The organism is Pseudomonas sp. (assembly GCF_030698175.1).
Classification (GTDB): Bacteria; Pseudomonadota; Gammaproteobacteria; order Pseudomonadales; family Pseudomonadaceae; genus Aquipseudomonas.
Genome location: NZ_JAUYNT010000009.1, coordinates 1 through 21,530 on the forward strand (window position 1 = coordinate 1; position 21,530 = coordinate 21,530).

At 61.0% G+C, this 21,530-nt stretch carries 24 protein-coding genes and 1 pseudogene; 17 read left to right on the forward strand and 8 right to left on the reverse strand.

The window, feature by feature from the left end; genetic code table 11:
- Positions 1 to 115 precede the first annotated feature (115 nt).
- The 8 genes from Q8R10_RS04005 (at position 116) to Q8R10_RS04040 (ending at position 6,677) form a co-directional block, all read left to right on the forward strand.
- On the forward strand, positions 116 to 523 hold the full coding sequence (locus tag Q8R10_RS04005) for a hypothetical protein (protein ID WP_305651240.1): 408 nt from the start codon (positions 116 to 118) through the stop codon (positions 521 to 523).
- 129 nt (positions 524 to 652) lie between these two features.
- Positions 653 to 1,657, forward strand: a complete 1,005-nt coding sequence (locus Q8R10_RS04010) for a cytochrome D1 domain-containing protein (protein WP_305651242.1) — start codon at positions 653 to 655, stop codon at positions 1,655 to 1,657.
- A 109-nt stretch (positions 1,658 to 1,766) separates the two neighbouring features.
- Positions 1,767 to 2,162 carry a hypothetical protein gene (locus Q8R10_RS04015; RefSeq protein WP_305651244.1) on the forward strand — a complete coding sequence of 132 codons (396 nt, stop codon included), beginning with the start codon at positions 1,767 to 1,769 and terminating at the stop codon, positions 2,160 to 2,162.
- Positions 2,163 to 2,264: 102 nt separating this feature from the next.
- A complete protein-coding gene (locus Q8R10_RS04020) occupies positions 2,265 to 2,717 on the forward strand; it encodes a hypothetical protein (protein ID WP_305651246.1) in 453 nt (150 codons plus the stop codon).
- Positions 2,718 to 2,796: 79 nt separating this feature from the next.
- Positions 2,797 to 3,015 (forward strand): DUF2933 domain-containing protein, encoded by a 219-nt coding sequence (locus tag Q8R10_RS04025; RefSeq protein ID WP_305651248.1) that lies wholly within the window; start codon positions 2,797 to 2,799, stop codon positions 3,013 to 3,015.
- Positions 3,012 to 3,692: an isoprenylcysteine carboxylmethyltransferase family protein gene (locus Q8R10_RS04030; protein ID WP_305651249.1), complete on the forward strand. Its 681-nt coding sequence runs from the start codon at positions 3,012 to 3,014 to the stop codon at positions 3,690 to 3,692. The genes Q8R10_RS04025 and Q8R10_RS04030 overlap by 4 nt, the downstream gene beginning before the upstream one ends.
- A gap of 2 nt (positions 3,693 to 3,694) precedes the next feature.
- Positions 3,695 to 3,979, forward strand: a complete 285-nt coding sequence (locus tag Q8R10_RS04035) for a DUF5676 family membrane protein (RefSeq protein ID WP_305651250.1) — start codon at positions 3,695 to 3,697, stop codon at positions 3,977 to 3,979.
- Between the two features lie 271 nt (positions 3,980 to 4,250).
- Positions 4,251 to 6,677 (forward strand): heavy metal translocating P-type ATPase, encoded by a 2,427-nt coding sequence (locus tag Q8R10_RS04040; protein ID WP_305651252.1) that lies wholly within the window; start codon positions 4,251 to 4,253, stop codon positions 6,675 to 6,677.
- 73 nt (positions 6,678 to 6,750) lie between these two features.
- Here the strand turns inward: Q8R10_RS04040 and Q8R10_RS04045 are convergent, their stop codons facing one another.
- Positions 6,751 to 7,512: a helix-turn-helix domain-containing protein gene (locus Q8R10_RS04045; RefSeq protein WP_305651253.1), complete on the reverse strand. Its 762-nt coding sequence runs from the start codon at positions 7,510 to 7,512 to the stop codon at positions 6,751 to 6,753.
- Positions 7,513 to 8,027: 515 nt separating this feature from the next.
- Here Q8R10_RS04045 and Q8R10_RS04050 point away from each other — a divergent pair.
- Positions 8,028 to 8,936 (forward strand): universal stress protein, encoded by a 909-nt coding sequence (locus tag Q8R10_RS04050; protein WP_305651255.1) that lies wholly within the window; start codon positions 8,028 to 8,030, stop codon positions 8,934 to 8,936.
- Positions 8,937 to 9,056: 120 nt separating this feature from the next.
- Here Q8R10_RS04050 and Q8R10_RS04055 read toward each other — a convergent pair whose 3' ends face one another.
- Positions 9,057 to 9,596, reverse strand: coding sequence for an Hsp20/alpha crystallin family protein (locus tag Q8R10_RS04055; protein WP_305651257.1), 540 nt, complete (start codon positions 9,594 to 9,596; stop codon positions 9,057 to 9,059).
- 140 nt (positions 9,597 to 9,736) lie between these two features.
- Here Q8R10_RS04055 and fdhF point away from each other — a divergent pair, with 140 nt between their 5' ends.
- The 5 genes from fdhF to Q8R10_RS04080 all read left to right on the forward strand — a co-directional run bounded on the left by fdhF (position 9,737) and on the right by Q8R10_RS04080 (position 14,506).
- Positions 9,737 to 11,833 (forward strand): formate dehydrogenase subunit alpha, encoded by a 2,097-nt coding sequence (gene fdhF, locus Q8R10_RS04060; protein ID WP_305651258.1) that lies wholly within the window; start codon positions 9,737 to 9,739, stop codon positions 11,831 to 11,833.
- Complete coding sequence (locus Q8R10_RS04065; RefSeq protein WP_305651259.1) at positions 11,820 to 12,854, forward strand: 4Fe-4S dicluster domain-containing protein; 1,035 nt, start codon at positions 11,820 to 11,822, stop codon at positions 12,852 to 12,854. The genes fdhF and Q8R10_RS04065 overlap by 14 nt, the downstream gene beginning before the upstream one ends.
- A complete protein-coding gene (locus tag Q8R10_RS04070; protein ID WP_305651260.1) occupies positions 12,842 to 13,669 on the forward strand; it encodes an FAD/NAD(P)-binding protein in 828 nt (275 codons plus the stop codon). Before Q8R10_RS04065 ends, Q8R10_RS04070 begins: the two co-directional genes overlap by 13 nt.
- A 48-nt stretch (positions 13,670 to 13,717) precedes the next feature.
- Positions 13,718 to 13,984 (forward strand): heavy-metal-associated domain-containing protein, encoded by a 267-nt coding sequence (locus Q8R10_RS04075; protein ID WP_305651262.1) that lies wholly within the window; start codon positions 13,718 to 13,720, stop codon positions 13,982 to 13,984.
- A gap of 72 nt (positions 13,985 to 14,056) precedes the next feature.
- Entirely contained in the window at positions 14,057 to 14,506 is a 450-nt protein-coding gene (locus Q8R10_RS04080; protein WP_305651264.1) for a DUF411 domain-containing protein, read from the forward strand.
- Between the two features lie 24 nt (positions 14,507 to 14,530).
- Here the strand turns inward: Q8R10_RS04080 and Q8R10_RS04085 are convergent.
- Positions 14,531 to 14,929: pseudogene (locus Q8R10_RS04085) on the reverse strand (ATP-binding cassette domain-containing protein); the annotation flags it as partial.
- Positions 14,930 to 15,120: 191 nt separating this feature from the next.
- On the opposite strand from Q8R10_RS04085, the gene Q8R10_RS04090 reads away from it, so the two are divergent.
- Positions 15,121 to 15,375, forward strand: coding sequence for a nuclear transport factor 2 family protein (locus Q8R10_RS04090; protein ID WP_305651266.1), 255 nt, complete (start codon positions 15,121 to 15,123; stop codon positions 15,373 to 15,375).
- Between the two features lie 69 nt (positions 15,376 to 15,444).
- The gene (locus tag Q8R10_RS04095; RefSeq protein ID WP_305651268.1) at positions 15,445 to 16,473 is read left to right on the forward strand and encodes a zinc-binding dehydrogenase; all 1,029 of its coding nucleotides are present in this window, start codon (positions 15,445 to 15,447) and stop codon (positions 16,471 to 16,473) included.
- A 6-nt stretch (positions 16,474 to 16,479) separates the two neighbouring features.
- On the opposite strand, the gene Q8R10_RS04100 is transcribed toward Q8R10_RS04095, so the two are convergent.
- Positions 16,480 to 16,947, reverse strand: a complete 468-nt coding sequence (locus tag Q8R10_RS04100) for a MarR family winged helix-turn-helix transcriptional regulator (RefSeq protein ID WP_305651270.1) — start codon at positions 16,945 to 16,947, stop codon at positions 16,480 to 16,482.
- A gap of 122 nt (positions 16,948 to 17,069) precedes the next feature.
- Between Q8R10_RS04100 and Q8R10_RS04105 the strand changes: the two genes are divergently transcribed.
- Entirely contained in the window at positions 17,070 to 17,678 is a 609-nt protein-coding gene (locus Q8R10_RS04105; RefSeq protein WP_305651394.1) for a glutathione S-transferase N-terminal domain-containing protein, read from the forward strand.
- 130 nt (positions 17,679 to 17,808) lie between these two features.
- On the opposite strand, the gene Q8R10_RS04110 is transcribed toward Q8R10_RS04105, so the two are convergent.
- From Q8R10_RS04110 to livH, 4 genes are read right to left on the reverse strand one after another with little or no spacing between them, the layout of a single operon-like run.
- Entirely contained in the window at positions 17,809 to 18,510 is a 702-nt protein-coding gene (locus tag Q8R10_RS04110; RefSeq protein ID WP_305651272.1) for an ABC transporter ATP-binding protein, read from the reverse strand.
- 2 nt (positions 18,511 to 18,512) lie between these two features.
- On the reverse strand, positions 18,513 to 19,280 hold the full coding sequence (gene livG / locus Q8R10_RS04115) for a high-affinity branched-chain amino acid ABC transporter ATP-binding protein LivG (RefSeq protein WP_305651273.1): 768 nt from the start codon (positions 19,278 to 19,280) through the stop codon (positions 18,513 to 18,515).
- Positions 19,277 to 20,542 (reverse strand): high-affinity branched-chain amino acid ABC transporter permease LivM, encoded by a 1,266-nt coding sequence (locus Q8R10_RS04120; protein ID WP_371133288.1) that lies wholly within the window; start codon positions 20,540 to 20,542, stop codon positions 19,277 to 19,279. The genes livG and Q8R10_RS04120 overlap by 4 nt, the downstream gene beginning before the upstream one ends.
- The gene (livH, locus tag Q8R10_RS04125; RefSeq protein ID WP_305651275.1) at positions 20,539 to 21,462 is read right to left on the reverse strand and encodes a high-affinity branched-chain amino acid ABC transporter permease LivH; all 924 of its coding nucleotides are present in this window, start codon (positions 21,460 to 21,462) and stop codon (positions 20,539 to 20,541) included. Before livH ends, Q8R10_RS04120 begins: the two co-directional genes overlap by 4 nt.
- Between the last annotated feature and the right edge of the window lie 68 nt (positions 21,463 to 21,530).

The following is a 21,530-nucleotide window of genomic DNA, read 5'->3' on the forward strand; positions in this document are numbered from 1 at the left end:
GGAGCGCAGCGATACCCATCAATGCGCAAGACGATGGGTATCGCTGCGCTCCACCACATCCTACGTTTTTAATCCCAATCCCAATCCCAATCCCAATCCCAACCCGAGGTCCACCATGAACGCAATTACCCTGAAAAAAACCTTCAGCAGTTTGTTGTTGAGCAGCAGCTTGCTGCTTGCCGCGAGCGTCGCCTACGCCCATGAGGATGCGCCGCAAGCGCCGCAGCATGGCGGGCTGATCACCGAGGCCAGTTCGGGAAACACTGCCGAGCTGAGCCTGGCCGGTGGCATGCTGATGGTCTATTTGAGCGATCATGCCGGTGCACCGATCGACAGCGCAGGTGCGCAAGGGGAGGTCACCCTGTTGAGCGGCAGCGCCAAGCAGGTGTTGCCGCTGGCTCCCTCCGGTGCCAATTCGCTTATGGCGCAAGGGACTTATCAGGCCGTGGCGGGCAGCAAAGCGGTGCTTAAACTGACCTTGCCGGGCAAGTCCGCCGAGCTGTTTCGCTTCGTTTTGCCCTGAGCGGCAATGCGGGCTAGTTGATCAGGATCAATGCTCGGCTGGCGCTGGCGGCGCAACTTGGTAGGCGGGCGAATGGCCGTCGAACGCCCCCTCGTAACTGTCCCGGTTTGGCGAAAAGGATAAGTGCCCATGTCTACCTTCAAACTGCTGTTGGCCTCGACCCTTACGCTGGCGCTGAATCTGGCGTGGGCCGCTCCCGTTGGCACCGTGTACACCGCCAATGAGCGTGACAGTTCGATCAGTCAGGTGCGGCTCGCTACGGGTGAGACCAAGACTATTGCGCTGAATATTGCCCCGCATAATCTGCAAGTCAGTGCCGACGACCGTTGGCTGTTGGTGGTGGGCATGCCGGCCCATGCGCAGCACCAAGCCGGGGCCAAGAGCGGCGGTGAGTTGCAGGTATTCAGCACCGCCGCGCTGGATAAGCCGGCGTTTAGCTTGCCGGCTGGCGAACACCCGGCCCATGTAGTGACCGACCTGAGTGGCCAGCGGGCCTTCGTGAGCGACTCGGCGGCGAACCTGTTGCGGGTGTTTGACCTGGGGCAGCGCAAGCAGATTGCTACGGTCAAGACCGGCAGCTTCCCCCATGGCTTGCGCCTGAGTCCGGATGGCAAGGCGTTGTATGTCGCCAATATGCGTGGCGCCAGCGTCTCGGTGATCGACACCGCAACCCTAAAAGAAACCGCGCAAATTGCCGTGGGTAAAGCCCCGGTGCAAGTCGGCTTCGCCCCCGATGGGCGGCAGGCCTATGTGTCGCTAAGCGGCGAGAACGCGCTGGGGATTATCGACACCCAGAGCCAGCGTCTGAGCGGTAAAGTCGCGGTCGGCCGAACGCCGGTGCAGATGTACGCGACCGTCGATGGCCGCCAGGTCTATGTGGCCAATCAGGGCAGCAGCACGGAGCCGGATGACCGGGTTTCGGTGGTCGATCCGCAGACGCTCAAGGTGGTCGCCACCCTGACCACCGGCAAGGGTGCCCACGGCGTGGCCATCAGTCGCGATGGGGCTTACGTGTTTGTCAGCAATCTGCAGGCTGGCACTTTCTCGGTGATCGACAGCGCCAGCCGACAAGTCATTGCCAATCACCGAGTCGGCGCCGGCCCCAATGGCATCAGCTACCAAGCGCCCGAGTGAGCGGCAAACCGTCGTGGGTTTGACTTAGATCAGTTTGGGCGCCGCAGCGCCGTCTAGACTGAACATTGACATGGCTTAGCAACCTTTGGAGCACGTCATGGAGCACGGCATGGATTGGTTCCGTCAGCAGCGTCGCGGTCTTCTGCGCCTCACCTTGGCGGTGTGGCTGTTGGCGTTGCTGGTGGCGGTGGCGCAGGGTTGCTTGGTGCAACCGCGGCACGATCTGGCCGCGCCGCACGCCAGCCTCTTGGCTGCGCAGCAGGTGGATCAACATACTGCGCACGCCAGTGGTTGCCTGCAGCATTGCGCCGACGCCGCGGTGGTAATCAGCCCGGCGTTGCAGTTGCCGACGCTGGGTATCTTGAGCTGGGGCTTCCTGCTGTTGTTACCGGCCCTCGCACTATTAGCGCCTGCCAATATTTCGACTTTTGCCTTTCTTGCACTGCGCCGCCGGGTTCCACCGGAGCCACCAGCGCGCCTGCTGTTCGTCCGCTTTAACGATTAATCGAGAATTTCAGGGCGCCCGCTTAGCGGGCGCTCTGTTCCGTTGCGCCTATTCGGCGCGGTTTTGCGCTTGCTGCTATTCCCTCACCATTTGGAGTTCATCATGCACATGCAAATGAAATTGGTACTGGCCGCCATCTTGGCCAGCAGTACGTTTATGGCCGTTGCCGAGGATGCCCATCACCCAGATGCAGTACCGGCCAACGCCGCTGCTGCCGAGGCCACGGTGCAACCGGCCTTGAACCCGGCGATGACCGAGCAAATGCAGAAAATGCAGGCCGCCCATGACAAAGCCACCGCCGCCAAGACCCCAGCCGAGCGTCAGGCCGCCATGCAAGAAGGCATGGCGGCGATGAAAGACGGCATGGCTCTGATGCAGAAACAGGGTGGGGCGGGTTGTCCTGGACCTGGCATGGGTATGGGCATGGCCGGCGCCAAGGACGCTGCGGGCATGGGTGGTATGGGTGGTATGGGAGGCATGGGCGGAATGATGGACATGATGATGAAGATGATGGACCAGCAATCCTCGATGATGAAGATGCCTGCGGCTAAGTGAACGGCAGTCGTAGGATGGGTTGAGCGCAGCGCTATCCATCATCGCGGTTAATGCTTCCTTAGTCGCAATGGAGGTCGATATGCAGCACTTAGCACACGCGGATAATTCCAGGTACCGCTGGGTGTTTTGGGGTTTTGTCGGCATTGCCGGGTTCTTTTTGCTCGCCGAGCATCGCGCGCACCTGCTGGGTATATTGCCCTACCTGCTGCTGGCGGCCTGCCCGTTGATGCACTTGTTTATGCACCATGGTCACGGCCATCGGCATGGGCCGCGCGCGGACGAGGAGGATCGACCATGAACCATGCCGAATCGGCCTATGGCCTGTGGCCGCTGGTCATCATCAATTCGCTGGTGTTTATCCTGTTTGCCGCCAGTTTTATCAGGCCCAGAACGAGCCGCGACTGGCGCTCGCTGGGCATGTTTGCGGCCTTCGTGGTGGCGCTGTTTACCGAGATGTACGGTTTCCCGCTGACTCTCTACCTGTTGTTGCCCTGGCTTACTCAGCAGTTTCCCGGTATCGACTTCCTCTCCCATGACGCCGGTCATCTGTTGGAGGTGATGTTTGGCTGGCAGGTTAATCCGCACTGGGGGCCGTTTCATTTGCTCAGTAATCTGCTGATTTTCGCCGGCTTCTGGCTGTTGGCGGCGGCGTGGCGGGTGCTCTATCGAGCCCAGGCCAGTGCTGGTCTGGCCCTCGATGGGCCCTATGGGCATATTCGCCATCCGCAGTACGTGGGCTTTGCGCTGATCATGTTCGGCTTTCTGTTGCAGTGGCCGACTCTGATTACCCTGGTGATGTTGCCGATCCTGCTGCTGGCGTACGCCAAGCTGGCCAAGCGCGAAGAAACCGAGATGGTGGCGCAATTCGGCGCGGCCTACCTCAGCTACCGCGAGCGCACCCCGGCCTTTGTGCCTTGCTCGTTTAGTCGTCCAGCGAAAGCCGCCGCTGGCGGCCCGCCGAACTCGAGGAGTTAACTATGCACACGCCCTGGAAAACCGGTTTAGCCCTGGCCCTGACCATGGCGATTTCCTACACCGTCTGTGCGCTGCTCTATGCCTTGTGGCCTGGGCAGGGCATCGCTTTTCTCAATGCGTTGTTTCATGGTCTGGATTTCGCTCGCCTGCAGACACCGCACGCCTTCGACGTCGCGACCTTCCTCGGCCCGCTCTTGGTATTGAGCCTCTGGGGACTGTTGGTCGGCAGCCTGTTTGCCTGGCTGCACTGCAAGCTGCACTGCAAGCTGCACGGCAAGTCAGGCTGAGCGCTGGCGAATAGCGGGTTAACAATGGCTATGTACTCGTTAGTGGTTGAAAGTGCTTTGGCTTCGTAGGGTGCTGGTGAGCCTGCGAACCGCACCACTTTGCGACAACCCGCTTCGCGCTTGGATCTCACCGTATCCGTTGGTGCGTTACGCCGCTACGCGGCTAACACACCCTACATAAGCGAAGCCAACCACTAACGGGTGCATAGCCTTAAAAATGCTCATGTGCTGGTTAAGCATTACGTCGAAGTGCTGTTCAGGGAGAGATCTCATGCCGAGCAAAAAACTTGACCAAGCAACCATTTTGCCGGCCGCCGCAGCGTCTGAGCCCGTAGTCGATCCGGTCTGCGGCATGGCCGTGCAGGCGGCCACGGCAGCCGCAAGCACGGAGTTTGCCGGCCGCCGCTATTGGTTCTGCTCGGCCCATTGCCAGGCGGCGTTCTTGGCCGATGCAACCCGTTACGCCAAAGGCGCAGTCGCCGCGCAGCCTTGCCCCGAGCATGGGGCTGCCGCGTCTGGCCATGCGCCTGCTTTGGCTGCGCTCAACAGCGCCGCGCCCAGCGGCAAACAACTGGCCAAAGACCCGATCTGCGGGATGCTGGTGGACAAGGCCACGGCGCTGTCGTGCGAGCGCGGCGGCCGCCACTATTACTTTTGCAGCGACAGTTGCCTGCGCACCTTCGAGTCGCCGGAAACCGAGCTTAAGGCGATGCAAACCCGCGTGGCCATCGCCCTGACCGGGGTGCTGGCCTTGGCGCTGCTGCGCGCCGGCGCCTTTATCGGGCTGGCCACCGGCGCCATGCTGATGAGTTGGGTGCCGTTCGACGCGCTGCCATTTTTCACCTGGGGCATGTGGTTGTTCCTGCTGGTGACGCCGGTGCAGTTTATTGGTGGCTGGAGTTTCTATAAGGGCGCCTGGAATGCCATCCGCACCCGCACCATCAACATGGATTTTCTGATTGCCCTGGGCACCTCGGTGGCCTACTTCTACAGCGTCGCGGTGCTGTTCTTTCCCGAGGTGTTGCCGGTCAAGGTGGGGGAGCGCGACGTTTATTTCGAGGTGTCGGCGGTAATCATCGCCTTCGTGCTGTTGGGCAAATACATGGAGGAGATCATCAAGAAAAAATCCTCGGCGGCGGTACGGCGGCTGCTCGATCTGAAACCGGCGATCGCCCACGTGATCCGCGATGGCGAGGAGGTCGATCTGCCGGCGGAAAGCGTGATGGTCGGCGAATTATTGCTGGTCAAACCCGGTGAAAAAATCCCCACCGACGGTGACATTATAGAAGGCCAGTCGAACGTCGATGAGTCGATGCTGACCGGCGAATCCATGCCCGTCGACAAGCGCCCGGGCAGCAGCGTGATTGGCGGCACCCTGAATGGCAGCGGGGTGTTCAGTTTCAAGGCCAGCCGCATCGGTGCCGACACGGCGCTGGCGCAGATCATCAAGATGGTCGAAGAGGCGCAGGCCAGTACCGCGCAGATTCAGCGCCTGGCCGACCAGGTCACTGCTTATTTTGTGCCGGCGGTGGTGGCGGTGGCGCTGCTGGCGCTGGTCGGCTGGACGCTGGCGGGGAATTTCCCGCAAGGGCTGATGGCCTTTATTGCGGTGCTGATTATCTCCTGCCCCTGCGCCCTCGGCGTGGCGACGCCCGCCGCGCTGATGGTCGGGGTCGGCAAGGGGGCCGATAGCGGCATCCTGATTCGCGGTGGCGAAGTGCTGGAACGGGCGGAAAAACTCAGCACCGTGGTGTTCGATAAGACCGGCACCATTACCCGTGGCGAACCCAGCGTGACCGATGTGCTGCCGTTCGGCGCGGCGCTGGAGGTCGAAGTCTTGCAGCTGGCGGCCGCCGTCGAGTCCGGCTCCGAACATCCGCTGGGCGAGGCCATAGTGCGCGCCGCCCGCCATCGCGGCATCAGCCTGCCGCCGGCCAGTGGCATTCAGGGCATTGCCGGCCATGGCATCCAAGGCACGGTCGACAAGCGTCAAGTCTGGCTGGGCAATCGGCGCCTGTTCGCTCGCCAGGGGATTAGCATTGCGGCTGCCGAGGCGACCCTCAGCGCCCTGGAGGCCGATGGCAAGACCGCCATGTTGGTGGGTGTCGACAACCGTTTGCTGGGGATAATCGCCGTGGCCGATACGGTCAAGCCAGAGGCTGCCGAAGCCGTGGCGGCGCTCAAGGCCAATGGCATTCAGGTGGTGCTGCTCAGTGGCGACAACCAGCGCACCGCCGAGGCGGTCGCGCGGCTGGTGGGCATCCAGCGGGTGATTGCCGAAGTTTTGCCGGACGACAAGGTCGCGGTGATTCGCCAGTTGCAAAGTGAAGGTCAGGTGGTGGCCATGGTCGGCGATGGGGTCAACGATGCACCGGCCCTGGCCGCCGCCGACATCGGCATCGCCATCGGCTCGGGCTCCGATGTGGCCAAGGAAACCGGCAGCATCATCCTGATCAAGAACGATGTGCGCGATGTGGTGGCTTCCATCCAGCTATCGCGGGCAACCATGCGCAAGATCAAACAGAACCTGTTCTGGGCCTTTATCTACAACAGCGTTGGTATCCCGATCGCGGCCTTTGGCTTGCTCAATCCGATTCTGGCGGCGGCCGCCATGGCGCTGTCGTCGCTGTCGGTGATCGTCAATTCCGCGCTATTGAAGCGGGTGCGGCTCGGGGCGAAGGTGAAGGAGGCGCTATAAACACCACTGCGTTAGCGCTTTGCCGTCATGCCGTGGGGTTGCTGGCGCTGAGGCAGCGCGCGTTACCCGGAACTCAGGCGCAATGCTTTGCGGGTAGAGGGTTACTGCTCAAGATCGCTGCCTGCGCCGGTAGATGCAGCAACTGGATTTCCCGGCCTTGCAGTTCAATCAGCCCTTGTTGGCGATAGCGGCTCAACAGGCGGCTGATGGTTTCTCCGGTTAGACCCAGGTAGTTGGCAATTTCACCGCGGCTCATTGGCAGGCTAAAGCGTGTCGCCGAGCGCCCGCATTTGCCGTAACGGGCTGACAGGTCAAGCAGAAATGCCGTCAGGCGTTGTTCGGCGTTTTCTCGGGAGTGGTTGAGGTTCTGGTGGCTGTAGTGGATCTGCCGACTCAACAGGTTCAGCAAGCGCTGCCGTATGTGCGGGAAGCGTCCGGCCAGCTCCTCCAGCTGATGCAGGGGGATGCTGCAGACCGTTGTGGTGTCCAAGGCTTGCGCATAGCCACGGTAGTAATCCGCGCCAATGGCATCCAGGCCGACCAGCTCGCCGGGCAGGTAGAAATCGCTGATCCGCTCATTGCCCTCCATGTCCAGGTAACAGTGCTTCAACGTGCCGCTAAGCACCGTGTAAAGCTGTTGCATGGGATCGACGGGACGAAACAGATACTCGTTTTTGTGCAGCGGTTTGCGCTGTTTGATGATGTGTTCAAATTCTTCAATGTCGACTCGATCCAGGCCAAGCGGCAGGCAGCAATGCTTGAGCGGGCAGTTATGGCAAGCTATTGGCGCATTTATCTTGGCCGCCGAAGGGCTTATATAACGGTATGTCGACATGGCGAAAATCCTTAATTCTGCGGTTAAGAAAGTCAGCCCCTAACGTCATATAGAAGCTAAATTAACGCTTGTCAGCTCAAGAGGTTGCCGTGTGTCGGCTCTTAATCTGCTAACGGATCAACGGTCTTTTTTTAGTCCAAAGCGTAATTATGTTTATCGCGTGAGTCATGAGGTGCGGACGTTGCAGCCTTAAGTTTAGCTGTGAGTCCGTTACGTGTTGAACGCCGCAAACCTCCTACCAAGAGCTACAAGCTTGGCGCCACGGCTAACGGGTACACAGCCTTAAACTTTGTGGTTATTTGATAAGGATCAATAAGCCATCTGTTGATCTTTGCGAAGCTCAAAGTACGTGTTGTTAGTTGTGAGCAACAATCGGCAGCCACCTGCCGTGGAGCGCCACTTTGCAGCACCGATAGCCGCATGTGGCACGCTGGGCGGCTAGCAGACCATGGGCTAAACAGCAGCAGCCGCGGCGCTGCGAACGGCGGCGAAACTTCATTTTTGGGAGAATGCACATGGGCCAATATCAACGGCTGCTGCTGATCGCCGACCCGAGCATGCGTCACCATGCGGCGTTGCAACGTGCCATGGCGCTGGCCGAGGCGAGTGGGGCGGCGCTGCATATCGCGGTATTTATTGAGCCCCTGGCGGTGTTTGACGATAACTTTCAGGAGCTGCCCCGTGAGGGGCAGTTAGAAGAGCGGCGCCGCTGGTTGCAAAAAGAGACGGCGGGGTTAAGCGCCAAGGGCATCCCGGTGACCATCGAGGTGGTCTGGAGTAACCAGCCGCTGGCGGAAACCCTCCTGCATGTGGCGCAGATGCAGCCGGATTTGTTGATCAAGGATGTGCAGCACGAGTCGGCGCTCAAGCGAGTATTTATCACCCCGCTGGACTGGCACTTGCTGCGCGAGTGTCCGGTGCCGGTGCACCTGGTCAGCGTGGCCGAGCATGTCTTGCCGCGTAAGGTGTTGGCGGCGGTCGACTCGGCCAGCCCGCAGACGCAGATCCCCGGGCTTAACGATCAGATCATTCAGGCGGCCAATGCCCTGGCCTTGCAATGCGATGCCGAGCTGCACTTGTTAAACACCTATGACCTGTCGCCGGCGATTTTCTGGGAAGGTGCGGCGGGCGCGGCAGCCTGGTCGGCGGACTATGCCGGGGAGTTGCGCAACTCCTTGCACCTGGCGTTTGACGCCCTGGCCGATCGCTATGGCGTGCCGCCCGAGCGACGGCATTTCGTCATGGGCTCGGCGATCAATACCATTGCCGAGTTTGCCCTGCAGTCTCAGGCCGACGTGCTGGTGATGGGCACGGTACAGCGCCATGGCCTGGAAACCTTGCTCGGCAGTACCACCGAATATGTGCTGTACCAGGCGCCCTGCAATATCCTGGCGGTCAAACCACCGGCGGCTGACGCGCTATAAGCACCGGCCAATAGTTGAAGCGCTCCTACGAAGAGCTGCGCCTCGGCGCAACACATAACGGGGATAGCGCCAAACAAAAAGCCCCCGGTCATGCTCGATGGCCGGGGGCATGGGCAAGGCTCAGTTGATTTTTATCGGAATGACTTTTTCCGGTTTGCTGGCCTCAGGTTTCTTCGGCATTTTGACGGTCAGAATACCCTTGCTGAAGCTTGCCTCAATGCGCTCTGGGTCGATGCCTTTGGGCAGATTGAAGATGCGCTCGAAGGCGCCATAGTGGCGCTCGGAGAGGTAGTAACCTTGCTTCTTCTCCTCGGTTTTCTCCATTTTCTCGCCGCGAATCAGCATGTTGCCGTCGGACAATTTGATCTCGATATTGTTCTCGTCCAGACCGGGCAATTCGGCGGTGAGTTCGAAGAATTTGTCTTTCTCGGCGATATCCACGGCCGGCATGCTGTGGCCCAGTAGCTCACGCCGCCAAGTGGGCTCGGCATCGAAAGGATTACGCCGAAAAGGCAGGTGCAAGTCGCCGATGTGGAAGTCCTCGAATAGCTGATCGACTTGCCGGCGCAAGTTCTCCAGCGGCTGGCGTAGATCCATGCGGCTCAGTCCCTTGCCGGCTTTCTCTTCAGGCTCTAGGGGTTTGCGTACGATATTGACCATTTTCAATTCCTCCAATGCTGGTGATCCACAGGGGACAGGGATATTTTTGCGCTGCTGCATGCAGCACATTTTGATCTTGATCAAACAGCCGCCATCGCCCCGCCACTAACCTGGGCACAGGCGACGAGGGAGGCGGGGTGATGCGTGTAGTGCCGAGCATTTGCACTTTCTGCGGGGTGGGTTGCGGTATCGGCCTGCGGGTCGAGGACGGCCGGGTAATAGGCGTCGAGCCGCAACCGGGGCACCCGGTCAGCCAGGGCCAGCTGTGTGCCAAGGGCTGGGCCACCAGCTTTGCCATAGACCCACAGAACCGCCTGACCAACCCCTTGATCAAGGAGCACGGGGTGTTTCGCCGCGCCAGTTGGGACGAAGCGTTGGCGCGGGTGGCCAGTGAGTTCAGGTTGGCCATGGATGAGCTGGGGCCGTCGGGCGTCGGGGTGATCAGCTGCGCCCGGGCCACTAACGAAGATAACTACGCGGCGCAAAAATTCGCTCGTGCGGTGCTCAAGAGCAACAACATCGACCATTGCGCGCGCATCTGCCACAGTCCCTCGGTGGCCGGCTTGGGGCTAACCCTGGGGTCCGGCGCCATGACCAACAGCATTGCCGACATCGATCAGGCCGAGGTGATTCTGGTGATCGGCGCCGATGTCACCGAGAACCACGCCATGCTCGGCGCCCGCATGCTGCGGGCGCAGGCGCGCGGTGCCTGTTTGATTGTGGTCGACCCGCGCAAAACCCGGCTGGCGCGCCTGGCCGACATCCACCTGCAGGTGCGTCTGGGCACTAATATCGCGCTGCTCAATGGCCTGCTGCAGATCATCTTCGCCAACGGTTGGGAGAATCAGCCCTTCCTGGCCGCCCGTTGTGAGGATGTCGGGCCCTTGCTCCGGCATCTGGCGGCGCTGACGCCGGAGCAGACCAGCGCCATTACCGGGGTGCCAGAGGCCGATCTGCTGGCAGTGGCGCGGCGCTACAGTCAGGCGGGCGCGGCCCTGATCGCCTATGGCATGGGCATCACCCAATTTCAGAGCGGCACCAATAACGTCATAGCGGTTTCCAATCTGGCGTTGGCCTGCGGTCAGGTTGGGCGGCCGGGCACCGGCATAGCGCCGCTGCGCGGGCAGAATAATGTCCAGGGCGCGTGCGACATGGGCTGCTTGCCGAATGTCTATCCCGGTTATCAGAGCGCCGCCGATCCCCTGGTGCAGGCCAAGTTTGCCCAGGCCTGGGGCACTCCGATGCCGGCGCAGCCGGGGCTGACCTCCCTGGGGATGACCCACGCGGCGCAACTGGGTGAGCTGCGGGCGCTGATGATCATGGGTGAGGAGCCGCTGCTGACCGACCCGGACCAGAATCAGGTGGCCCGCGCCCTGGCCGCGCTGGACTTTTTGGTGGTGGTCGAGCTAACCCTGACCGAAACCGCCAAGTGTGCCGATGTGGTGTTGCCGGCGGCGGCGTTTGCCGAGAAGGAGGGCACCTTCACCAACTGCGAGCGCCGGGTGCAACGCATTCGCCAGGCCATAACGCCACCCGGCAAGGCCCGCAGCGACTGGCAGATTCTCGCGGAACTGGCGGCGCGCATGGGCTACTCGGGCATGGGCTGGGGCGATGCCGAGGCCGTGTTCGCCGAGATGACCTCCTTGACGCCGCTCTTTGCTGCCATGAACTACCCCACGCTGGAGGCTAACCACGGCCTGCAGTGGCCCTGCGACGCGGCCCATCCCCAGGGCTCGCCGCTGCTGCATGGCGAGCACTTCCCTATAGGTCGCGGGCGTTTGCTGCCGGTGTCCTATGCGCCGCCGGCCGAATGCCCGGACGCCGAGTATCCGTTCTTCTTCACCACCCAGCGCCTGCACTTTCACTACGGCTGCGGTTCCATGACGCGCAAGTCGCCACTGCTGGAGCGCGAGACGCCCCGTGGCCTGTTATTTATGCACCCGGACGATGGCGCCGCCCTGCAGTTGCAGGATGCTCAGGGCGTGCGCGTCAGTTCCCGGCGTGGCTGGCTGGAGACTCGCGTGCAGTTCACCGATGACCTGCCCAGGGGCCTGCTGTCCATGCCCTATCATTTTCGTGAGGCGCCCTGTAATCGGCTGACCAACGACGCCCAAGACCCGCGCACCAAAATGCCCGAACTCAAGGCTTGCGCCGTGGCGGTGCAAGCCCTGGCGCCGGGCGTGGCGCCGCAGATTCAGGCCGGCGCCGCCGAGGTGAACCGCTATGCAAGCCTATAGCCTGGATCGGGTCGAACGCCTGCGCAGCCATCTGGCGCAAGACCGTCAGCTCTACGAGGTGCGCCCGGATGGCCAGGGCGGTCAGCATTGGCAGCCGGTGGCGGCCAGTGATCTGGGCGAGTTCTTGCCGCTGGCCGAGCCGCCACCGTTTTCGGCCAAGAGCTTCTTCTTCCCCGAGCGCGAGTTGCTGTTTCGTTTCAGCGGCGGCAATTTTTACTCGGCGCTGCCTGCGGTAACCGCCCAGGTGCTGTTCGGCCTGCATGCCTGCGACCTGCAGGCGGTGGCCTATCAGGATCAGTTCTTCGCCGCCGACCGACATTATCAAACGCGCCGCCGCGTCACCCTGCTGGTGGGCATCGATTGTCTGCACAGTTGTTCAGGCGGCTTTTGCAGCACCCTGGGTAGCGGTCCCCAGGTGCACAGTGACAACGCCGATCTGATTCTATTGCCGCGTGCCTCGGCCACGGCGGACTGGCTGCTGCTGGTCGCCTCCAGCGCCGGCGCGGCGGCCCTGCGTGGGCTGGATTTGCCCCTGGCGCAAGACGACTGGCAGACCGAACGCCATGCCAACAGCGCCTGCGTGGCGCAAGAACAGGGCGCACAGCGGGAGATAGTCGCGGGCATCGCCAGCCTCAATCAGGGGTTGATCGCCAGTCAAACCTGGGATGAGGTCGGGTTGCGCTGCCTGGGCTGCTCGGGCTGCACCTCGGTGTGTCCGACCTGCTCGTGCTTTGCCCCGCTGGACTTGCCCCTGGAGCTGCCGGAGGAGGCCGGCAGCCAGCGCGAGCGGGTCTGGGACTCCTGCCTGTACCAAGGCTTTCAGCAAGAGGCGAGCGGCCAAAATCCGACGGTTAGCGCTGGGTCACGGGTGCAGCGCTTCTGGTCGCACAAGTTTGGCGACAGTTTCAAGGCGCAGTTCGGCAGTTACGGCTGCGTCGGTTGTGGTCGCTGCGATCGGGTCTGTCCCGGTGGCATTGGCGTGCATGGGGTCATGCACAAGGTGGGCACATGCTCGAACTAACCCCGAGAAAACTGCGCCTGCTCGATTACTACGACGATGGTGAAGATGCCCGCCACTTCAGCTTCGCCATTGAGTCGCCGTGGGTCAGCGATCTACAAACCATTGCCGGACAATTCTTTATGCTGGCGCTGCCAGGTTTTGGTGAGGCGCCTTTTACCTATGTCAGCCAGCCGGATGCACAGGGCCGCTTTAACGCCTTGATCCGCCGCACCGGGGCGCTCAGCAACGCCTTGTTCGAGCTGCCAGCGGGCGCCGTCTTGGGTTATCGCGGGCCTTTCGGCAAAGGCTGGCCGCTGTTTTTCAGCACCCATCAGGTCTTGGTGGTGGCCGGCGGTTGCGGCCTAGCGCCCTTGGCGGGGCTCTTGGATGAAGCCGCCGAGCACCACCTGCCCGTGCACTTGCGGGTGATCTATGGGGCCCGGCGCCAGGCCACCCAGGTGCTGGGCCGCGAGCGTGAGCGCTGGAAGCAGACGATGAGCTTTAGCGAAACCTTCGACCAGGCCGGCGCCGGCCAGCAGCAAGGCTCGCCCTTGGTGCACCTGGAGCAGCTGTTTGCCAAGCAAATGCCTGACGCCGTGCTCTGCTGCGGCCCGCAAGCCTTGATGCAGGCCACCGCCGACAGCTGTTTAAACCTGGGCATCCCGGCCAATAAAATCTGGTTATCCATGGAGCGGCGCATGCATTGCGGCGTCGGCCTGTGCGGGCATTGCTACATAGGCGCAAGTTACGCCTGTGTGGATGGCCCGGTGTACCGCTATGACCAGCTCCAGGCGGTGCAGGCAGGCTGCTTGACCTTACCGCAAGGGCAAGGTTGAAGATGATATTGCGGCTGCAATGAGCCGGTCACTTTTGAGGAATTAAGCATGGGCAATATCGAACTGAAAGTTGAGGGCATGAGCTGCGGCTCTTGCGTCAAACACATTAAGGAGGCTTTAGCGCCGCTCGCCGGGGTCGAAGCAGTGGTGGTCGACCTGGCGGCTGGCCAAGTGCGCGTTACTGGCACTGCCCAGAGTGACGCATTGCTCGCCGCCCTCGACGCGGCGGGCTATCCTGCGCAGCTGCTCGCCGCCACAACACCCACCGCCAGTAAAGCGGCTGGCAGCGCCAGTGGCGGTTGCTGCTGTCACTAAGCCGTTACTTAATTGCCTCGCCTCACGGCCGCTCGGCCATGGGGCTCTAACTGCATCTTTAGGAGTCTCAGCATGTTTAGTCCGCTGCGTATTGCCACCCTCGCCGGCGTACTGCTGAGCGGGGCGGCCCAGGCTGCCGAGCCGCTGAGCATCGACGTGCATCGTGACGCCAATTGCGGCTGCTGCAAGGACTGGATCAAACACCTGCAAGCCAATGGCTTCAAGGTCAACGACAAGGTCGAAACCAATATGAGTGCAGTCAAACAAAGCCTTGGCGTTCCGCCGGGCCTAGCCTCCTGTCATACCGGGGTGATCGACGGCAAATTCGTCGAAGGCCACGTGCCCGCCGCGCAGATTGTTGAATTAACCAAGCGCGCAGATCTGGTTGGTATGGCAGTCCCAGGGATGCCCGCCGGCTCGCCAGGCATGGATTACGGCCAGCCCCACCAGGCTTATCAAGTAATAGGCCTGAGCAAGGCGGGCAGTGAAGAGGTGGTGGCCGAATATGCCGCTGATAAGTAGCGCTCAACGCTTTAGCCGTCGGACTTAACCGCCTAGATAAGCGTCGCGCACCTTGGGGTCGACCAGCAGTTCGGCGCCGCTGCCTTGCATGACGAACCGGCCGTTTTCCAACACGTAGGCGCGGTCGGCGAGTTTCAGTGCCTGGTTGGCGTTTTGCTCGACCAGAAACACCGTCACGCCATCGCTGCGCAGTTGTTCGATGATGGCAAAAATCTGCTGGATGATGATCGGTGCCAGGCCCAGGCCCAGTTCGTCGAGCAGCAGAAGATTGGGTTTGCTCATCAACGCGCGGCCGATGGCGAGCATCTGTTGTTCGCCGCCAGACATGGTGCCAGCGCGTTGGCCGAAGCGCTCCTTGAGGCGCGGGAACAGATGCAAGACCTTGTCCATCTGCTCTTGGTAGTCGGCGTTCTCAGTGAAAAAAACCATCCCCTTAAGATTCGGCCTCCAACACGTAGTCGGGACATGGATTTTTAAGACCGGAATGCCCTCTGTTTTGTCATATCAATAGTGTTGATGTCATGTGTTTCACCGCGTACCTTTATTCGCACGGCCTGTTGCAGGCTCCGACAGCCCCCAACTCGAAAGGTACGCACATGCCCAGGCGCCAGGTTTTGATCGACACTGTCGAGGCGGCATATTCGGCATTTTCGCAAGGCAATATCGACGATCTTCTCAAGCTCTGCGATCCCGCCTGCACTTGGCAGGCGCCCGGTTTTCGCGTCTATATGCCTTGGGCTGGCGAGCATACGGGTCATGCTGGCGTGCTGAGTTTCATCGCGCAGCTAACAACCTATCTCGACTTTCAGGAGTTCTATGCCCATTCGCCGGCGTTGCTGGTCGATCTTCATCTTGCTCAAGGTGCTTGAGATGCACGGCTCAGCCCAAATCACTACAGAGCACGCCATACAACGGCCATCGCCGATCAGGAATCGCTTATGAAAGAGCTCATCGTCAAAGCACCCGGAAAATTGGTCTGGGTGGGAGTGCCCACGCCGGCCCTCAGCTCGCCGGCAGGCGCCTTGGTCAGGCCGATCGCCTCGGCCTCCTGCGACCTGGATAGACGCCTGATCGCCGGCGCCACGCCGTTCAAACCGCCGTTTGTCATTGGTCATGAATGCGTGGCCGAAGTGCTGGAAGTGGGGTCGGCGGTCAGCACCCTGAAGCGCGGCGATCTGGTGTCGGTGCCCTGGAAGATTTCCTGCGGCACCTGCAAGCAATGCCTGAGCGGCAGAACGACCGCCTGCACCAGCGTCGCCAAGTATGCGGCCTACGGGGTGCCGGCTGGCGGCAACTGGGGCGGGTTGTTTTCCGAAGTCGTCTACGTACCTTTTGCCGACGCGATGCTGGTGCACCTGCCGCCTGGGCTGAATCCGATTGCCGCGGCCAGCGCCAGTGACAACCTCACCGATGCCTGGGTCGCCACCAGCCGGCCGCTGGCCAGCCGCGAGGATGCGCGCGTGTTGGTGGTGGGCGGCACCGAAAGCCTCGGCATTTTAGCCGTGCAGATGGCGGTGGCCGCCGGCGCTGGCAGCGTGGATTACCTGGACAGCGACGATTACCGGAGGGGGCTGGCCGAGCGCTGCGGGGCGCATGTCGACATCGGCTTTGCCAGCGATCTTAATGAGCGTTATGACCTGGTCGTCTCGGCCACCCGCGAGCAGCAGGCGTTGCACAAGGGCCTGCTGGCCCTGGCGCCGGGCGGACACTGCTCGTGCATCGGGATCATCTTTGAGGATCCGAGAATTCCGCTGTTCGGCATGTATATGCGCGATGTCACGCTGTCGGTGGGAGGCTGCAGCGTCCGGCCGCATATCCCGAAGGTGCTGGAACTGGTGAATACAGGGGCCTGCGATCCCTTATTGGTGAGCCCGACTATCGTTTCCTGCGTGGAGGCGACCGAGGCGCTGATCCAGCCCCTGGCCAAGTGCATAGTTGTGCGGGAGCGGATAACCCAGTCGGCCTGAGGCCTTTCATTCAAGGCGGTCGGCCAGGGATTGCATGATCGAGTGCCAGGCGGCCTGTCCTTCGCCAGTGGTGGTATTCAGTGCTTGGCGAATGGCGACTCGCTCGAGATTGGTCGCTTGCTGTTCGACCTCCAGTCCCTTGGGGGTCAGTGCAAGAATCTTGAAGCGATGCCGATCTGGCAGGCGGGTGTAACCGACCAACTCGCGCTCGAACAAATGCGTCAACGGCCGGTGGAGGGCTTGTTTGCTGACGCCAAGCGTCGCGGCAAGATCGCCCACATTGATTTCATCGAAGCGGGCAATGATGTACAGAATCCGGTGGTGAACTCGGGAGAGAGCGAATGTTTCCAGGTAGCGGTCGGCATCCACGGTCAGGCCACGAAAACCGAAGTGCAGCAGCTCCAGTGAAAAATCCAGTGGGTCCAGCTCTTTCATGCGAACCGAAGCTGAATTTATTTTTTTGTCGATGACCATGAGATACGCCCACTGAAGTTGCCGTGAATACTAAAGACGAATACAGCCAGCGTCCAATAGACCGGGCACGGCGCTATCCCTTCGAATTTGCATGTTTTGTTGCATCACCTCAGGAGTTAACAATGAAGTTGATCTACGCCGCGGCATCGCCATTTGCCAGAAAAGTCCGGGTGCTGGCCAGTGAAATCGGCCTGCTGGACTCAATTGAAATGATCGACACGGCAGTGCTGCCGATTAAAGCAAACGACATGGTTAATCAGCTTAATCCGCTGGCGAAAATCCCGGTTCTGCTAACGACTACTGGCGAGTCGCTATACGACAGTCGGGTGATCTGCGAGTACCTGGACAGCCTGCATGCAGGGCCGACGCTCTTCCCGCAGGAGCCAACGGCCCGCTGGACGGCACTGAAGCTTGCCGCTCTGGCGGATGGGCTTATGGATGCCGCCTTGCTGGTCCGTTATGAAAACGCCGTGCGCCCGCAAGAACTGCAGTGGGATGACTGGAAAAGCGGCCAACTCGACAAAGTTACGCGTGCCCTCCAGGCCTTGGAAGACAGCAGCGCCGACCTGAGCGGACCGCTCGATATCGCGCAGATCAGCGTGGCCTGCGCCCTCGGCTATCTCGATTTTCGTTTTCCGGAACTGGCCTGGCGTCAGGATCGCCCCAAGCTCCAGGCGTTCCATGCAGCCTTCTCTGACCGGGAGTCCATGCGCACCTCTGCGCCGGTCTAGAGGGGGGGATCGAATCAGTTGGTCGCGACCGTTGGTTTTGGACCGATCACGGCCATTAAACTGAAGATGCTGCTGCCGATAAGATCCCCTTGCCAGCTGCATCGGCAAGGGGAGAGTGCTTAGCCGCCGATTAACCGCCTAAATAGGCATCGCGCACTTTAGGGTCGACCAGCAGTTCGGCGCCGCTGCCTTGCATGACGATCCGGCCGTTTTCCAACACGTAGGCGCGATCCGCCAGTTTCAGTGCCTGGTTGGCGTTTTGCTCAACCAGAAACACCGTCACGCCATCGCTGCGCAGTTGTTCGATGATGGCAAAAATCTGCTGGATGATGATCGGTGCCAGGCCCAGGCTCGGTTCGTCGAGCAGCAGCAGATTGGGTTTGCTCATCAACGCGCGGCCGATGGCGAGCATCTGTTGTTCGCCGCCAGACATGGTGCCAGCGCGTTGGGCGAAGCGCTCCTTGAGGCGCGGGAACAGGTGCAAGACCTTGTCCATCTGCTCTTGGTAGTCGTCTTTCTCGGTGAAGAAACCGCCCATGGCTAGGTTTTCTTCCACCGTCAGACGGGCAAATACCCGCCGGCCTTCGGGCACCACGGCGATGCTTTTGCGCATGATTTCGGGCGTGTCGAGGCCGATCAGCTCTTCGCCTTCGTAGCGAATGCTGCCGCTGGTGGCCTGTGGCGAGCCGCAGAGGGTCATCAGCAAGGTCGATTTGCCGGCGCCGTTGGCGCCGATCAGGGTGACGATTTCGCCTTGTTTAACTTCGATGCTGACGTCGTGCAGGGCCTGGATCTTGCCGTAGAAGGTGGAGACATTATTGAAGTACAACATCTTTACGCTTCCCCCAAATAGGCTTTGATCACGTCCGGGTTATTGCGGATCTGCTCCGGGGTACCGTTGGCCAAGGGCGTGCCTTGGTTGATCACGTAGATGTGGTCGGAGATGCTCATCACCAGCTTCATGTCATGTTCGATCAGCAGAACGGTGACGTCATGCTGGTCGCGCAGCATGCCAATCAGCGCCTTGAGGTCTTCGGTCTCGCGGGGGTTGAGTCCGGCGGCCGGCTCGTCGAGCATCAGGATGCGCGGGCGGGTCATCATGCAGCGGGCAATTTCCAGGCGGCGTTGCTGACCGTAAGCGAGGGTGCCGGCCAGGCGGTTGGCAAACTCGCCGAGATTGATCTGCTCCAGCCAGTGCATAGCAAATTCCATCGCCCCACGTTCGCTGCGGCGAAAGCCTGGGGTCTTGAACAGACCGGCGAGAAAATTGTTGTTGAGATGCCGGTGTTGGGCCACCAGCAGGTTTTCAATGACGGTCATTTCCTTGAATAAACGCACGTTCTGGAAAGTGCGCACCACGCCTTTGCGGGCGATTTTATGCCCAGGCAGGTGGTGGATCGGCAGGTCGTCGAGCAGGATCACGCCGCCGCTGGGTTGATAGAAGCCGGTCAGGCAGTTGAACACCGTGGTCTTGCCGGCGCCGTTGGGACCGATCATCGACACCACTTGCTTGGGCTGCACGGAGAGCGCCACGCCGTTAACCGCCAGCAAGCCACCGAAGCGCATGGACAGGCCGCTGACTTCAAGTATCGGCCGGCTCATGGTTTTAGCTCCAGGTGCGGGCGCTGCATGGGCAGCAAGCCCTGCGGACGCCAGATCATCATCAGCACCATCAGGGCGCCGAACATCAACATCCGGTATTCGCTGAATTCGCGCATCAACTCGGGCAGCAGAATCATCACAGTTGCCGCCAGGATGATGCCCAGCTGCGAGCCCAGGCCGCCCAGCACCACTATGGCGAGGATGGTGGCCGACTCGATAAAGGTGAAGGATTCCGGGGTGATCAAACCTTGGCGGGCGGCGAAGAAACTGCCGGCAAAACCTGCAAAGCAAGCGCCGAGGGTGAAGGCCGAGAGCTTGATGACGGTCGGGTTCATGCCCAGGGCGCGGCAGGCGATTTCGTCTTCACGCAAGGCTTCCCAAGCGCGGCCCAGCGGCATGCGCATCAGCCGGTTGATCACAAACAGCGCCAGCAGGGCCAGCAGCAAGGCCACTAGATAGAGGAAGATCACCTTGTTGATCGAGTTGTAGGCCAGGCCGAAATGCTCGTGAAAGGTCTGCATTCCTTCGGCGGCGGTGCGCTCAAAGCTCAGGCCAAATAAGGTGGGTTTGTCGATGTTGCTGATGCCGTTGGGGCCGCCGGTCAGCTCGGTCATGTTGCGCAGCAGGATGCGGATGATCTCGCCAAAGCCCAGGGTAACGATGGCCAGGTAATCGCCGCGCAGGCGCAACACCGGAAAGCCGAGGATAAAGCCGAAGAAGGCCGCCATCAGTCCGGCAATCGGCAGGCAAATCCAAAAGCCCAGGCCGTAATAGTGCGACAGCAAGGCATAGCTGTAAGCGCCGACGGCGTAAAAACCGACGTAACCCAGGTCCAGCAGCCCGGCCAGACCGACCACGATGTTCAGACCGAGGGCCAGCATGATGTAGATCAGGACCAGGGTGGCGATGTCCACCGCGCCGCGGGAGCCGAAAAATGGCCAGACCAGCGCCAGGATAATCAAGCCGGCGATAAACCAGCGTTGGTTGGCGGGCAAGGTCAGCCAGTTGCTGGCCTGGCCAGACAGCTTAGGCAGTTTGGGGGCGCCGGCCCACACAGTGCCGATACGGTTGCGCAGCAACTGCCAGACAAACATGCCCAGCGCGGCGGCGGCGACGGCCCATAGCCGCGCCGGGCTGGCGCCCTGGACCTCCAGGGTGATGCCGACGGTGCTGAGTTTCAGGCCCAGCACCGGGTAGGCCACGGCCAGCACCAGCAGCGCGCTGAAACAGGCGGTTTTGAGATTGGTAAAAATGCCACTCATACTTTTTCAACCTCCGGGCGACCGAGAATGCCGGTCGGACGAAACAACAGCACCAACACCAGCAGGGCAAAGGCCACCACGTCTTTGTATTGGTCACCAAAAATGTCGGCACCGAAGGCTTCGGCGATGCCCAGCACCAGGCCGCCCAGCATGGCGCCGGGAATGCTGCCAATGCCGCCGAGTACCGCTGCGGTAAAGGCCTTGATGCCGACCAGAAAGCCCGCGTTAGGGTTGATCACCCCGTATTGCATACCCAGCAGCACCGCCGCCACTGCCGCCAGGGTGGCGCCGATCACGAAGGTCAGGGCGATGATGTTGTTGGTGTTGATGCCCAAGAGGTTGGCCATCTTGATGTCTTCGGCGCAGGCGCGGCAGGCGCGGCCCAGGCGGGAGCGGGAGATAAACATGGTCAGCGCCAGCATCACCAGGAAGGTGACGATGAAGATCAGCACCTGCATATAGGAAATCACCACGCCATTCATGCTGCTTTCGCCAAACACGAAGTTGCCTGGGATCAGGTTGGGGATGGCCTTGTCTTTGGAGTCTTGGGCGAGCAGGACGCTGTTTTGCAGGAAGATCGACACGCCAATCGCTGAGATCAGCGGAATCAGTCGGTTGCTGCCGCGCAGGGGGCGATAGGCAATACGTTCGATGCCGTAACCGTAAGCACTGCAGACGATGATGCTGGCTAAAAAGGCCGCGCCCATCAGCAGCGGCAGGCTGTCGATGCCGAACATGCTCAGGCCGGCGATGGCGATAAAGGCGATGTAGGAACCAATCATGTACACCTCGCCGTGGGCGAAGTTAATCATGCCGATGATCCCGTAGACCATGGTGTAGCCAATGGCGATCAAGGCATAGGTGCTGCCAACGGTTAGACCGTTAACCAGCTGTTGTATGTAGTGGTAAATGTCGGGCATTACCTGACTCCTTGGAACTTAGCGGCGCCGCGGTCGAGGGCTGCTGCGGGGACAAACTGGGCCGGTGG